Genomic DNA, 13,004 nt, shown 5'->3' with positions numbered 1-13,004 from the left:
ATTTAGGCTTTTTTTTGCCTATTTGGTATAGACATGTTATAATATTCACATATAAAAGGTAAAGAAAGGAGATTCAAAATGAGTGGAACATTTACATCACTGCAGGATAAAGTCGTTGTTATAACCGGCGGAACCCGCGGTATCGGATTTGCGGCAGTAAAAGCATTTTTAAAGGAAGGTGCAAAAGTAGCATTGTTCGGTTCCCGGCAGGAAACCGTAGACAAAGCAATGACAAAATTGATGGAAGAGAATTCAGATTATCCGGTCAAGGGCTATCATCCGGATTTAACCGATGCTCAGGCAGTTAGAGACGTAATTGCCGAAATTGAAAAGGAATTTGGATCAGTAGATGTATTAATCAACAATGCTGGAGTTTCGGATGCAACGCCTTTGCTTCAGTATGACGATGAGCATTTTCATAACGTCATGGATATCAATGTATCATCGGCATTAAATATGATTCGTGCGGTTGTGCCCAGCATGAAAGAGCACGGTGGCGGAAATATCATCAATACGAGTTCGGTCGTCAGTTTATATGCACAAAAGAGCGGCGTAGCATATCCTACTAGTAAATTTGCTATCAACGGTATGACAAAATCACTGGCCAGAGAACTGGGGCCTATGCACATTCGTGTAAACGCGGTAGCACCGGGCATCATCGCAACGGATATGGTAGCGGCTTTGGATCAGAAATTGATTGCCGGCATGGCAGCGGGTATCCCAATGCAGCGTTTGGGCGAGCCGGAAGATATCGCGAACGCATTCCTGTTCTTAGCTTCCGACTTAGCAAGTTATATCAGCGGCACTGTATTATCTGTAGACGGTGCAATCATTATATAATTATTTGGATAAATAAATTTTTAAACAGCAGATATGTATGAAATAGGCTTGGATATTTCCTCAAAGGAAAGACAAGCCTTTTTTGTAGTTTCATACATGTGATTCAGCTGTTCCTATTCTTTTTATCTTTCTTTTTGTTGATTGTGATGACTGTGAATATCGTTATTACCATGATGATCAGCATGCTGCTGCGCAAACATGAGTTTGCACAGCTTCGTTCGATCGGTATGAGCAGCAAACAGTTATATCAAATGATCCAGCGCTCACAAGCGAAAAATGAATAGTAATTGAAAAAAGCTTAGATGAATGATACAAAACAGCTTACCGAGTAATCGTTAGGCTGTTTTTTTATTGATGCTTATCCAAACTCACATGCGGGTCATCATACAGTATGCGGTGTGAAATACGTGTGTTTTTCATGATGATAAACTTTGGGTATCGATCTTAGGTAATAAGAAAAATATATTAAAACATAGTTTTTTTTGATATAATGATTTCCGAGGTGATTTCATGACATTTCAGATAATGATCGATCAGTTTGAAGGACCGTTGGATCTCATGCTGCATCTGGTGAAAGAAAATAAGCTTGATCTGTTTGATCTGGATATGAATATGCTGACCGATCAGTATTTAACATACATCAATGCCATGGAATCCATGCATTTGGAAATTGCCAGTGAATATTTGATTGAATTATCCGGACTTATTGAATATAAAAGTAAAAAGCTGCTGCCCCGGGAAAAAGTGGTTATTGAAGAAGAATATGAAGAAGATCAGCGGGATAAGCTAGCACGGCGATTATTGGAATATCAGCGTTTCAAAGAAATATCGTTGAAATTTCAGGATCAGTATGAAAAGCGCCAGATGATGATGAGCAAGCCGATCAGTGAAGAAGCGATGAAGTGGTCGACAACCACAGTAGAAGAGGATTACAGCGGAAATCCGTATGATCTCATTAAGGCGATGAATAAGGTGCTTCGCCGTCAGGCTATCATGCGTCCGTATGAAACGAAAATGACGATCAAGGAGCTTTCACTGGATGAAAGAGTGGTTCAAATCAAGCAGCGGCTTGCAAATTGGACAGGTAAAATGAGTTTTGATCAGCTCTGTGAGGATTGCGTCGATCTGCACATGGTCATCGTTACTTTTTTGTCAGTGCTGGATTTAATCAAACATAAAGATATTACATTTACAGTTGATGAAGAAGATACAATTTGGATTATAAGAGGTGAAGCGGTGTATGGATAATATATTAACGGTGTTAGAGGGCTTATTGTTCCTCAGCGGTGATGAAGGGCTTACGATTGACCAGCTGATCGGTTCCATCGAGTGTGATCGTGAGTCAGTGGAATCCGGGTTGAATCAGCTGATGGATCAATACCTGGATGAATCGCATGGAATTGAACTTGTGCATTTTGGAGAAGTTTATAAGTTTGTTTCAAAGGAATGTATCCATGACTATGCCGAGAAGTTATTTACAAACAGCCGGATGTCCACCTTATCTCAGGCTGCACTGGAAACGCTGGCGATCATTGCTTATAAGCAGCCGATTACGCGTACGGAAATTGAAGAAATCCGTGGGGTTGGGTGTGATATGATGATTCGTAAGCTGCTTGCCCGTTCATTGATCAAGGAATGCGGCAGGGCAGAAATTCCGGGACGTCCGTTCCTCTATGAAATCACAGAGGAGTTTATGGATGCGTTCAAGCTGGAAAGCTTGAAAGAATTACCGGAGCTTCCGGATATGCAGGAAGAATTTGAAGAATCCTTATTCGAAGATATTTAAAGAAAACCGCCGATCAGCGGTCTTTTTTTTTAAAATATTCTTTATTGTAAAGATAACGACGATCATTTGGCTTGATCGTTCCGGCAAGTTCATTGTAATAGATTGCCTTGTCCGGATTGTGCAGACGGTCGTAACAGACACAAAGCTGCAGACAGGGAATATAGTCGTAGGTATCAATTTGATGAAATCCGCCGTCTTCCACCTTTGGTTTTTGAGTTCGTGCTGCTTCATACCAATATATCGCATTTTGATAGTCCTTTTCATGAAAGAATAGATGTCCAAGCTCACAGCAGATTTCACTTCGTGGAGTACTATAGCAAAAGGTCGTGAGCAGAGTTTGCTTTGCCTTGCTGCTATTGTTACATGCCTGATAGCAGGATGCCAATACTAGAGCCGCATCAATACGATTTTCCAGCCAGGTATCCGTACCGTTCAAAACGCTCGTTAAAAGTGGAATTGCGGCTTCATACTGCTTGTGGTAATACAATTCACGCGCGTAGTAAAAGGTTTGCCGGGAGTTGAGAAGAATGCCGTTACTCAGCATTTTTTGGAAGATGCGAAGATTGCGGTCAGGATCACTTGGGTGGAGCTTCTTGTGAGATACGGCAATCGGGAAATAACGAATCTCTCCACGCTGGGGAATTACTTCATGAATCGGATCAACCCATTGATAATGCATTGATCGTTTCATGATCCGCTCCCGATAATAAGAGAAGGTGGGATGATCCTGTTCATCAAATCCAACATCGTATTTCAGCATTGCCATATCAATGTGATCGTCCCATTCTGCCTTCATGGATAAAAACGCCTGTTGATCCGCTGCTTTGAAGATGTCGTCAGCATCCAGCCACATTTGATAGTCCTTAGTAGCCTTAGCGAAAGCAAAATTACGAGCTTTGGAGAAATCATCCACCCAGGTAAAATCATAAATTTGATCAGTAAATTGTTTGGCGATTTCTTTGGTTTCGTCGTTTGATCCGGTATCTACAATAATGATTTCATCCACGAGCATTGAAACGCTTTTTAAACAGCGTGCCAATACATCCGCTTCGTTTTTTACAATCATGCAAAGACTGATTTCCATTCTCAATCACCTCTTCATAGTATATGTTTGACGATTGGATTAGTACAAATAGAAAATCATTGTTATAATATAATTGGTGATGCTTATGAAAGCAATGAAAAAAAGTATTTCAATAATTGCCGTAGTCTTTATGATCAGCGGTGTATGTCTTGTATCCGGTTATATGGTCTGTCAGTCGATGCTGACAAAAGGACTGATGAAGATCGCATTTCAAGATGTGACTTTAACCTCGATTTTTGACCGGCAATTTACCTTTGATGCAAAGACGGAAGAACAATTTCAAAAAATCAAAAATAAAATTACAGAGGATGAGCAGCTGCAGCAGATCGTTCATGATTACAGTGTCAACATTCTGAGTGCTTTGGCGGATGGGCAGGGTACGGTTCCGGATCTGGATCATGATATTAAGAAGATTCTGGAAAAGCATGAAACGGAAGTGAAGGAATTGCTTCCGGCAGATATTCCGCTCGCTGATCAGGAATCATTCGTCGATTTTCTGTTAAAGGATATTGATCTGCAGCCTCTTTATGATCAGGCGATTCAAACCGGTAGAGAACAGCTGTCACCCTCGGTGCTGAAGCTCATGGAGCTGGTATCCTGGTTTGCTTCTGATACCGTACAGAGCTTGGGCTTGGTGATGGTGGGAGTTGGTATTATCCTGCTGGTTATTTTCAGTTGGGAACGGATGAAATGGATGCGCAGCAGTGCGATTGCTTTATCCATAAGCGGCATCGGTATTTACTGCGTCAGTTTGTTGATCAAGCTTTTTAAGGCTCCCTCGGATGCCATGATCGGCAGGATCACAAATGTGTATTTTGAGGTTGCGGCCCCGCAGCTGAATCAGTATACCTTATGGATGCTGAGCGGAGCAGTGTTGCTTTTTGCGGGTTATTTCCTCTTGCAAAAACTTATCTTTGACAAATAAAACAAACTGCATGTGTGAAAACACATGCTTTTTTAATATTTGCGGATCGAAATTTAAAGAAAAAGTAAATATCCTTTGGTTCTTAACAAAACGGTATTCTGAAATACAGGAATCCTTTCATATACTGATAAACGGGTGATACCATGAAAAAGCTGATCATTTTACTAATCTGTTTGACATCGTTCACAATGGAGGTTCAGGCGAATTCCTATTGTGTGTTAGGTGACGATGACAATACGGTCATCGAGGAAAAAAACATGCATGAGCGGCAGAGCGTGGCTTCCATATCAAAAATCATGACAGCCATCATTGCCATTGAACAGGATGAACTCGGTGACACATGGAATGTGTCAAATGCGGTAATGAAAGCACACGGAAGCAGCATCTACTTACAAAAGGGACAAAAAGTGTCTATGCAGTCACTGCTGTATGGCTTGCTGCTAAGAAGCGGCAACGATGCAGCTGTTGAAATCGCAACCAGAGTCAGTGGCAGTGAAGAAGCTTTTGTTAAGGAAATGAATCGCAAGGCAGAAAAAATCGGGATGAAAAATACGATCTTTCATAATGCAAGCGGTCTGGATGATGAAGGCGAAGGGAATATTTCAACTGCTTATGATATGGCGATCCTGATGTCCTATGCGATGAAAAATGATATCTTTCGTACGATTTGCGGATCGAAGTATTATACGAGTGAATGGAATTATCGCTGGAAAAACAAGAATCGACTGCTGTTTGACTATCCGTTTACAACCGGCGGCAAGACAGGCTTCACTAAGCACGCTGGAAGAACCTTGGTAACAAGCGCCAGCAATCAGCAGTTGGAAACAGTGGTCGTAACCTTGGGTGTATCCGATGACTTCAAGTTTCATGAACAGAAGCATACCGAAGCATTCGCAAAAATGAAGGCAATCACGGTATTGAAAAAAGGAACCTATCACGCCGGAAACCATATCTTTACAATCAAGCAGGATATTCGTGTACTGACGCCGCGAGAGCATCCGGATCAAATCGAAGCAAGTGCTGAATTTAAAAAAAATAAGCTTGTCGTGAAGGTACGTAAGAATGACATAACGTCAACCTATCGAATTACAGCTCGGAAGAAACCAGAGAAATCCTTTTGGAAGCGGGTGATACCATGGATATAATTTGGCTGTTTATGATTGCACTGGCTCTGATTTTCGGATTGGTGAGCGGTAAGGTGGATTTGATTAATCAGGTTGTCATCAACATCGGAAAGGATACTTTCGATTTTGTACTGCCGCTGATCTGTATGACCTGTTTTTGGAATGGGATGCTGAATGTGGCAAAAGAGGCAGGCTTGCTGAAAAAATTGGAACGTCTGTTTTCACCGTTATTGCGCTGGCTGTTTCCTGACATCAAAGAGGATAAGGAAACGCTCGGCTATATTGCAGCGAACATTACCGTCAATCTGTTTGGTCTTGGCTCGGCAGCTACACCGGTCGGACTGAAAGCCATGAACGGTATGCAGAAGCACAATCCTGATCCGAAGACAGCGACACGTTCCATGGTGACCTTTCTAGTATTAAATACCGCCGGCGTCACCGTCTTATCAACGACCTTGATCGCCTTACGAGCTTCTTTCCATTCGCAGGATGTCACCGGATTCATGCCGTTTGCAATCCTTTCAACATTTTTCGCATCCTTTGTCGGACTGACGATAGATCGGTGGTGGAATCATCATGGCGATCGCTGATTACTTACTTCCGGGACTGCTGCTGCTGATCGTTTTGTGTGCGCTATGGAAACGGGTGAACGCCTATCAAGCCTTCGTTGATGGAGCGAAAGAAGGCATTTCACTATTTCTGAGCATTTATCCGGCTTTACTTGCGATGATGTGTGCAATTACATTGCTTCGTGAAAGCGGACTGATGACCTTATTGTCACAGGCGGTAGCGCGTCTGATTCCAACGCTTCCATCAGAAATTTTCCCCATGATTTTCTTTCGGCCGATTTCCGGAAGTGCCTCTTTGGCCGTGCTGATCGATATTTTTAAAAACAGCGGAGTCGATTCTTTGGCAGGTATTATGGCCAGTATCATACAAGGGTCTACGGATACTACGGTTTATGTCATTACGCTGTATTTTTCAACGGTCGGGATCAAAAAAATCAAGAATTCACTTGCCATCGGACTGATGGCTGATGTCGCAGGAATCGGTATGGCCATCTTTTTGACATTGATGTTCTTTTCCTGAAACCGGCGCTTTCCTTTCCCTAAAGAATAGGTTACAATAATGGTCAGGAAAGGACGTGCAGGTATGGAACGTTTACAAAAAGTGATTGCTGCTGCGGGTATTGCATCGCGCCGCAAAGCAGAAACATATATTGTGGAAGGCAGAGTTGAGGTCAATGGAGAGGTTGTTAAGGAACTTGGGTTTAAAGTAAAAAAAGGAGATGTCATTTTGGTGGACGGCAAGGCCATCGAGAAGGAAAACAAGGTATATTATGTGATGAATAAACCGAAACGCTCCATGTGCACAGCTCAGGATGAATTTCATCGGCAGACGGTTGTCTCATTAATCGAAGGCAAGGAACGGCTGTTTACTGTCGGCCGTCTTGATTATGATACCAGCGGTGTACTGCTGTTAACCAATGACGGCGAATTTGCCAATATGATCATTCATCCTCGTTATCATATCGCAAAAACATATAATTTAACGATCAATGGGATTTTGGACAATGCTCAGATCAAGCAAATTCAAAAGGGCATCGTATTGGACGATGGAGTAAAAACGCTCCCGGCAAAAATCAAAATGACGGAAAAGGACCTGAAAAAAAATCAGATGTCTTTTGATCTTACAATTTACGAAGGCCGAAACCGCCAGATCAAGCGCATGATGGAAGCGCTGGGCTTTGAGGTTCGGCGGCTGCACCGCACCCAACTGGGTTTTCTTAGGGTTGATGATCTGTCACAGGGACAATATCGCAGACTAAAACCATTTGAAATAAAAAAATTGCGCATTCTTGCGGAAGAGGGAAAACTGATTAACGTCGATTGATCATTTGCGGATAAAATGTTTGCATGCACAATGATTTTGCGTTACTATGTATGCTTGTAAAAGGTCAGGTGAAGATTATGCAAAAACTGTTAAAACAGCTGAATAAGCAGTTTGATTCCCAGCTGATAAAAAACAGTGAATATCAGAAATTTCTGGATACCATGCACAGTTTTCTCAAGGAACAGCAGCTGGACTGGAAAAATGATCATGAATTTTCTTGTTTTCAAAATGAAATTTTGTATTACAGTCTGCTGAACAAGCATCAGTTTGAAGATACATTTCGTAATGTCTATGTCAGTATGTTTGATTATTGGAAAGATCTGGACTATCAGGAGCGTAAGCATCAGGTGAATGTTGATATTGATCGCTTAAAGACTTCCTTAAAGAGCTTTCGTTTTCACGATCAGGATATCTATATTCCGATTTTTGATGAACGTATGAATCGTGTTTACCGCGATGAGATGGTGCTTTTTGATTTAAAGCAATATGGCCGCTTCCGCACTGACTTTAAGGATATCATCGTGGCTGATGATTATTATGGGGATATCCTGTATCAAAGTGATTTTTGCAGCTGTCGTTATATTGCAACCTGCGAGCGGGGAACCGTGCTTTATCATCCGCTGGTTAATCGTTTATATATCGTAAAAGCTGGAATATGCATTGATACGATATCGCTTGATCCTTCCTGTATCGGTCAGGTCGATGACGGAAAGCTGCAAATTCTGATTTCATGTTATGTCAGTGAGGATGTCAAATCGATGATGGAATTCATGATCGAACAAAAATTGGTCAATGAAAAGTTCGCAAAAAAGCTGAATAAGCAAATTATAAAATTAAATAAGAAGCAGAAATAACAGCGGCCGTCCTGCTGTTATTTTTTGTATGCAATAGAGTTTACGCTGTATACTAAAGACGAACTCATTTTTTATCTAACGATGATGGATCGAAGCCATTTTGATGAAGCTGCTCTATCTGTGTGTTGAATGTAAATACACTTCCTTTCTATACCTGTTTGTTGTATAATGTTTAGCAAAAGGAGTGAGTGAATGGTTACTTTTGCCGTTAGTACGCTCGGTTGTAAAGTTAATGCATATGAATCAGAAGGGTACGTGCAGGGCTTATTGGAATGTGGTTATCGGGAGGTGTCCTTTAAGGAGATTGCGGATATCTACATCATCAATACCTGTGCGGTGACCAACACTGCCTCAGCAAAAAGCCGGCAGCGGATTCATCAGGCAAAAGCACTCAATCCGAATGCTTTCATTGCCGTGGTAGGCTGTTATGTCCAAGTGGACAGTGAACGTTTAGCCAAAGCGGAACAGATCGATATTTTGATCGGATCGGATCAGAAGGTTCTTTTGCCCCAGCTGATTCAATCAGCCCTACAGGATCGAAAGCCGCAAAAGATCGTTCATGATGTCCGCAGCCTCCGAACCTTTGAAGCACTTCCCATATCGCGATTTCATCGTCAGACCCGTGCTTATCTGAAGATTCAGGATGGCTGTAATCAGTTTTGTTCCTATTGCATTATTCCGTTTGCTCGGGGAGCTGAGCGAAGCCTGCCAATCGATCAGGCGATCGCCGTGGCGAAGAATCTGACTGCTAATCAGCATCGTGAAATCGTATTGTCGGGTATTCATACCGGTCGTTACGGAAGGGATCTGGGTACCGATCTGTTGACCTTGCTGAAACGAATGGTAGATGAGGTTTCCGGTTTGGAGCGCATCCGTGTTTCTTCAATTGAAATGAATGAAATAAGCGATGAACTGCTAATGTATATGGCGAAGGAGCCAAAGCTGGCTCGTCATCTGCATATACCGATTCAATCCGGCAGTGATCATGTGCTGGAGCTGATGCATCGTCCATATCGTATGGATTGGTTTCAAAGACGGGTGGAGCACATCCGTGCTCTGATGCCGGATATATCAATATCTACGGATGTTATCGTGGGTTTTCCGCAGGAAAGTGAAGAGGATTTTGAAAATACCTGCCGCAATCTTCAACAATTGCAGCTGTCTTTTCTGCATGTATTCCCATATTCCAAGCGCGATCATACCGCAGCCGCTGATATGAGCGGTCATTTGGATAACCGTACTAAGAAACAACGGGCGGCACGGCTGAATGAACTCAGTAAGACGCTCTATCATACATATAAGCAGCAGTTTATTCATCACTCGGTAGACGTACTGCTTGAAGAAAGCAAAGAGCCAGGGTGGCTGTTTGGTCATACCAGTGAATATCTGCCGGTGAAGGTAGCGGGCGATGAAACAGCTTTACATACCATGAAGCAAGTCACGCTGATCGATTTGGATGCGGATGATGTGCTGATCGGTGAATAAGGAGGAACCTCATGTTATTGTCAAAAATATTTAATCAGGCACCAGACCTGGATATCAAATCGTTAAGCATGGATTCCCGCGATGTGAGCAAGGGAGCGATGTATTTTTGTTTGGAGGGCATGATCAATGACGGTCATAATTTTATCGATCAGGCAATCCGAAACGGAGCGATATGCATAGTTCACAGTAAGCCACTGGCAAAAACCAAGGCTGATATTGTTTACATAAAGGTAGAAAATGTATTGACGACGATGAATCAGGTGGCATCCCGTTTCTTTGATCACCCCAGCCGTCATTTGAAGGTGTTCGGCGTTACCGGCACCAACGGAAAATCCACCACAACAACGGTGATTCGTGATGTGTTTAACCATTATATGCCGACCGGTTATATCGGAACCATTGCGATCCGCTATGGAGATGTAGACCTGCAGCCGGAGCATACGACCCCGAATGCAATATTTATTCATAAAACGCTGAAAGACATGGTAGATGCCGGGATGCAGGCAGTATCACTGGAAGTATCAAGTCATGGTTTAGATCAGGGAAGGGTACTGAGCGTTGATTTTGATGTAGCGATCTTCACCAATCTGACCTATGAACACCTTGACTATCACGGTACGATGGAGAATTATTTCAATGCAAAGAAGAAATTGTTTGAAATGGTGAAAAAGGATGGCGTATGTGTATTGAATGTCGATGATCCTTACTATGATGAGCTGCGGCAGGTATGCAATGCGCGGGTCGTGACTTATGGTATTGCCAATGATGCAGATTATCGGGCTGATGATATTAAGCTGAAAACCAATGGCAGTGAATTTGTGCTGGCCGCTCATGGTCAGACCTATGAAATTCATACCAATCTCATGGCATCCTACAATATTTATAACCTGCTGGCCGCAATTGCGGGCATGTGTGAGTCAGGTATGACTTTAGAAGCAATGATACCTTACTTGGATCATATCGAGCAGGTAGACGGCCGTATGGAGCGCATAGATGAAGGTCAACCATTTAATGTAATCGTCGATTATGCCCATACCCCGGATGGATTTGAAAAAATATATGAGTATGCTGACAGCATTACCGATCCGCAGCGCCGCATTATCGCGGTATTTGGCTCGGCCGGCAAACGGGATACAAAGAAGCGCAGAGTATTCGGTGAAATCAGCAGTAAATATTGTGATTCGATCATTTTAACGGAAGAAGATCCGCGTGATGAAGATCCGCGGGAAATTGCCAATGAGATCAAAAGCGGGGTCGTGGATACAAACTGTATATTTATTGAGAATCGCTATGATGCGATCCGTCAGGCCATTGAGTCAGCCAATGTAAATGATACGGTACTGATTTTGGGTAAAGGTGATGAAGTATTCATGGATCGCCTTCATGGAACCGAAGCTTGGATGGGGGATCACGCCGCTGCACATGATGTACTGCGCCGCTATTATCTGGGCATAGAAGAAGATTTTGAGGAGCAATCCGAGGACAAAGAGTAGAGATTTTGGTTGATATTTGCAAAGAAAGTGAAAAATAGCCTTTAAATAAAGAAACTTTTTACATTTTTATTGCTTTTTACCAGATTCTTATATATAATAAGTGTGCTTGCATCAGAAGGGAGGGTAAATAATGCCGAAAGTTGTACTGAAAGAAAACGAAGTTCTTGATGATGCTTTACGTAGATTTAAACGACAAGTATCAAGAAATGGAACCCTTGCTGAGGCACGCAAAAGAGAGTTTTACGTAAAGCCGGGCGTTCGTCGCAAATTGAAATCAGAGGCTGCACGTAAAGCACGTCGCGGAAAATAAGAAAGCGGAATGTCCGCTTTTTTTGTTGGTTTTATAAAATAACGGATGCATCATAAAACAGCATCTTTCTGCGTACTTTATAGAGAGGTGATGTTGTGATATCCATTGAGTATAATAAGATCATGATTGAAAATTACACGGCAATCGGAAATGTTGACAGTCATCAGATTGAAATTCAGACCAAGAAGCAGCGCGTTGTCATCCGCGGTGAAAAGCTGGAAATCACAGCGATGAGCAAGGATGAGATCGCAATACGGGGAATATTTGAAGCGGTGATGTTTCATGAATAAGAAGATCATCGGGTTAGATGAATGGGTCATACATACATCACTCACCAGATTTTTACAGATGGCACACCGTCATGACTGGGTCATTTATGATGTACATGAGGAGCATCATCAACTTCGTTTCTATGCGTCACCGTTTCAGCGTCACGATATTGAGCGTGTCTATGAAACGGCTCGGCTGCGCCGTACAACCGGAGCGATCGGCTTATTTATGCGTAATCTGCGTCGTCCATCCCGAGTACTGGCGCTGCTTTTGTCATGCCTGCTTTGGTTTGGATTATCCAAAACGGTGTTTGCGGTGGAAATCCGCGGGGATAAACAGGAAAGTGAAGAATTGATACGTAAGACTTTAGTGAAGATGGATAAGGTTCCGCCGTTTACAGATCATGGCGTAAAGGATGTCAAGGCAAAACTGAAAAAACAGCTGGAAAATGATATTGCATGGCTGGAGATCGTGAAGAAGGGCAGCCGTTATGTGATTTATTATACCCCAAAGGAATTTGCGGAAATCGAAGAATTATCTCATAAAGAACTGATTGCCCGTAAGGATGCGGTCATAGCCGGATTTGATCTGCAGCACGGCAATAAAATGTTTAAAATCAATGATTATGTTAAAAAGGGTGATATTTTGGTGTCTAATATCATGCCGGACAGCTTTCAGAAACCACAGGAGCTCTATGTAAAAGGAAAAGTTTATGGGTACACCTGGAATCAAATTGATGTAACGATGCCTCGCAGCAGGCTTCCCAAGGCATTTGATTTCTATCAGCTGTTGTTTGAGGCAAGGCTCAAAATCAGTGATAACTTTCTGAAGGGGGATCGCATCCAGAAAGAAAATATTTTGCAATTCGAAGAAGATGCGGGTACAATAAGGCTAAGTGTTTTATATACTGTATATGAGGATATATCGACACCCAGATAGG

16 protein-coding genes are annotated in these 13,004 nt (G+C 42.4%); 15 read left to right on the top strand and 1 reads right to left on the bottom strand.

What is annotated here, in order from left to right; genetic code table 11:
• Positions 1-78 precede the first annotated feature (78 nt).
• The 4 genes from GSF08_RS07640 (at position 79) to scpB (ending at position 2,626) form a co-directional block, all read left to right on the top strand.
• The gene (locus GSF08_RS07640) at positions 79-840 is read left to right on the top strand and encodes an SDR family NAD(P)-dependent oxidoreductase (protein WP_160625222.1); all 762 of its coding nucleotides are present in this window, start codon (positions 79-81) and stop codon (positions 838-840) included.
• Positions 841-938: 98 nt separating this feature from the next.
• Positions 939-1,124 (top strand): FtsX-like permease family protein, encoded by a 186-nt coding sequence (locus GSF08_RS07635; RefSeq protein WP_347337990.1) that lies wholly within the window; start codon positions 939-941, stop codon positions 1,122-1,124.
• A 226-nt stretch (positions 1,125-1,350) separates the two neighbouring features.
• Positions 1,351-2,088 carry a segregation and condensation protein A gene (locus tag GSF08_RS07630; RefSeq protein ID WP_160625220.1) on the top strand — a complete coding sequence of 246 codons (738 nt, stop codon included), beginning with the start codon at positions 1,351-1,353 and terminating at the stop codon, positions 2,086-2,088.
• Positions 2,081-2,626, top strand: coding sequence for an SMC-Scp complex subunit ScpB (scpB, locus tag GSF08_RS07625; RefSeq protein WP_160625219.1), 546 nt, complete (start codon positions 2,081-2,083; stop codon positions 2,624-2,626). Before GSF08_RS07630 ends, scpB begins: the two co-directional genes overlap by 8 nt.
• 13 nt (positions 2,627-2,639) lie before the next feature.
• Here the strand turns inward: scpB and GSF08_RS07620 are convergent, their stop codons facing one another.
• Positions 2,640-3,710 carry a tetratricopeptide repeat-containing glycosyltransferase family 2 protein gene (locus tag GSF08_RS07620; protein ID WP_249805957.1) on the bottom strand — a complete coding sequence of 357 codons (1,071 nt, stop codon included), beginning with the start codon at positions 3,708-3,710 and terminating at the stop codon, positions 2,640-2,642.
• Positions 3,711-3,795: 85 nt separating this feature from the next.
• Between GSF08_RS07620 and GSF08_RS07615 the strand changes: the two genes are divergently transcribed.
• The 11 genes from GSF08_RS07615 (at position 3,796) to GSF08_RS07565 (ending at position 13,003) form a co-directional block, all read left to right on the top strand.
• Positions 3,796-4,635 (top strand): hypothetical protein, encoded by an 840-nt coding sequence (locus tag GSF08_RS07615; RefSeq protein ID WP_160625218.1) that lies wholly within the window; start codon positions 3,796-3,798, stop codon positions 4,633-4,635.
• Positions 4,636-4,778: 143 nt separating this feature from the next.
• Positions 4,779-5,780, top strand: a complete 1,002-nt coding sequence (locus GSF08_RS07610) for a D-alanyl-D-alanine carboxypeptidase family protein (protein WP_160625217.1) — start codon at positions 4,779-4,781, stop codon at positions 5,778-5,780.
• Entirely contained in the window at positions 5,771-6,349 is a 579-nt protein-coding gene (locus GSF08_RS07605) for a nucleoside recognition domain-containing protein (protein ID WP_160625216.1), read from the top strand. The genes GSF08_RS07610 and GSF08_RS07605 overlap by 10 nt, the downstream gene beginning before the upstream one ends.
• Positions 6,336-6,848 carry a spore maturation protein gene (locus GSF08_RS07600; protein WP_160625215.1) on the top strand — a complete coding sequence of 171 codons (513 nt, stop codon included), beginning with the start codon at positions 6,336-6,338 and terminating at the stop codon, positions 6,846-6,848. The genes GSF08_RS07605 and GSF08_RS07600 overlap by 14 nt, the downstream gene beginning before the upstream one ends.
• Before the next feature lie 63 nt (positions 6,849-6,911).
• Positions 6,912-7,652, top strand: a complete 741-nt coding sequence (locus GSF08_RS07595) for a pseudouridine synthase (protein WP_160625214.1) — start codon at positions 6,912-6,914, stop codon at positions 7,650-7,652.
• A gap of 77 nt (positions 7,653-7,729) precedes the next feature.
• Complete coding sequence (locus tag GSF08_RS07590; RefSeq protein ID WP_160625213.1) at positions 7,730-8,506, top strand: hypothetical protein; 777 nt, start codon at positions 7,730-7,732, stop codon at positions 8,504-8,506.
• Positions 8,507-8,698: 192 nt separating this feature from the next.
• Positions 8,699-9,991: a tRNA (N(6)-L-threonylcarbamoyladenosine(37)-C(2))-methylthiotransferase MtaB gene (gene mtaB, locus GSF08_RS07585; RefSeq protein WP_160625212.1), complete on the top strand. Its 1,293-nt coding sequence runs from the start codon at positions 8,699-8,701 to the stop codon at positions 9,989-9,991.
• A gap of 11 nt (positions 9,992-10,002) precedes the next feature.
• Positions 10,003-11,484, top strand: a complete 1,482-nt coding sequence (locus tag GSF08_RS07580) for a UDP-N-acetylmuramoyl-L-alanyl-D-glutamate--2,6-diaminopimelate ligase (RefSeq protein WP_160625211.1) — start codon at positions 10,003-10,005, stop codon at positions 11,482-11,484.
• Between the two features lie 130 nt (positions 11,485-11,614).
• Complete coding sequence (gene rpsU, locus GSF08_RS07575; RefSeq protein WP_002609166.1) at positions 11,615-11,794, top strand: 30S ribosomal protein S21; 180 nt, start codon at positions 11,615-11,617, stop codon at positions 11,792-11,794.
• Positions 11,795-11,889: 95 nt separating this feature from the next.
• Positions 11,890-12,084: a YabP/YqfC family sporulation protein gene (locus GSF08_RS07570; RefSeq protein ID WP_160625210.1), complete on the top strand. Its 195-nt coding sequence runs from the start codon at positions 11,890-11,892 to the stop codon at positions 12,082-12,084.
• Complete coding sequence (locus GSF08_RS07565; protein WP_160625209.1) at positions 12,077-13,003, top strand: sporulation protein YqfD; 927 nt, start codon at positions 12,077-12,079, stop codon at positions 13,001-13,003. Before GSF08_RS07570 ends, GSF08_RS07565 begins: the two co-directional genes overlap by 8 nt.
• Position 13,004 lies beyond the last annotated feature (1 nt).

Origin of the sequence: Copranaerobaculum intestinale (genome assembly GCF_009831105.1) — a bacterium.
In the GTDB taxonomy this organism is placed as follows: domain Bacteria; phylum Bacillota_I; class Bacilli_A; order Erysipelotrichales; family Erysipelotrichaceae; genus Copranaerobaculum; species Copranaerobaculum intestinale.
This window is presented reverse-complemented; position numbering and strand designations above follow the sequence as displayed.

Coding starts and splice junctions, on each gene's coding strand:
- GSF08_RS07590 (WP_160625213.1), top strand. CDS start 7,730: ATGCAAAAACTGTTAAAACAGCTGAATAAGCAGTTTGATTCCCAGCTG.
- GSF08_RS07565 (WP_160625209.1), top strand. CDS start 12,077: ATGAATAAGAAGATCATCGGGTTAGATGAATGGGTCATACATACATCA.
- GSF08_RS07630 (WP_160625220.1), top strand. CDS start 1,351: ATGACATTTCAGATAATGATCGATCAGTTTGAAGGACCGTTGGATCTC.
- GSF08_RS07615 (WP_160625218.1), top strand. CDS start 3,796: ATGAAAGCAATGAAAAAAAGTATTTCAATAATTGCCGTAGTCTTTATG.
- GSF08_RS07605 (WP_160625216.1), top strand. CDS start 5,771: ATGGATATAATTTGGCTGTTTATGATTGCACTGGCTCTGATTTTCGGA.
- GSF08_RS07610 (WP_160625217.1), top strand. CDS start 4,779: ATGAAAAAGCTGATCATTTTACTAATCTGTTTGACATCGTTCACAATG.
- GSF08_RS07620 (WP_249805957.1), bottom strand. CDS start 3,710: ATGGAAATCAGTCTTTGCATGATTGTAAAAAACGAAGCGGATGTATTG.
- mtaB (WP_160625212.1), top strand. CDS start 8,699: ATGGTTACTTTTGCCGTTAGTACGCTCGGTTGTAAAGTTAATGCATAT.
- GSF08_RS07600 (WP_160625215.1), top strand. CDS start 6,336: ATGGCGATCGCTGATTACTTACTTCCGGGACTGCTGCTGCTGATCGTT.
- GSF08_RS07580 (WP_160625211.1), top strand. CDS start 10,003: ATGTTATTGTCAAAAATATTTAATCAGGCACCAGACCTGGATATCAAA.
- GSF08_RS07640 (WP_160625222.1), top strand. CDS start 79: ATGAGTGGAACATTTACATCACTGCAGGATAAAGTCGTTGTTATAACC.
- rpsU (WP_002609166.1), top strand. CDS start 11,615: ATGCCGAAAGTTGTACTGAAAGAAAACGAAGTTCTTGATGATGCTTTA.
- scpB (WP_160625219.1), top strand. CDS start 2,081: ATGGATAATATATTAACGGTGTTAGAGGGCTTATTGTTCCTCAGCGGT.
- GSF08_RS07595 (WP_160625214.1), top strand. CDS start 6,912: ATGGAACGTTTACAAAAAGTGATTGCTGCTGCGGGTATTGCATCGCGC.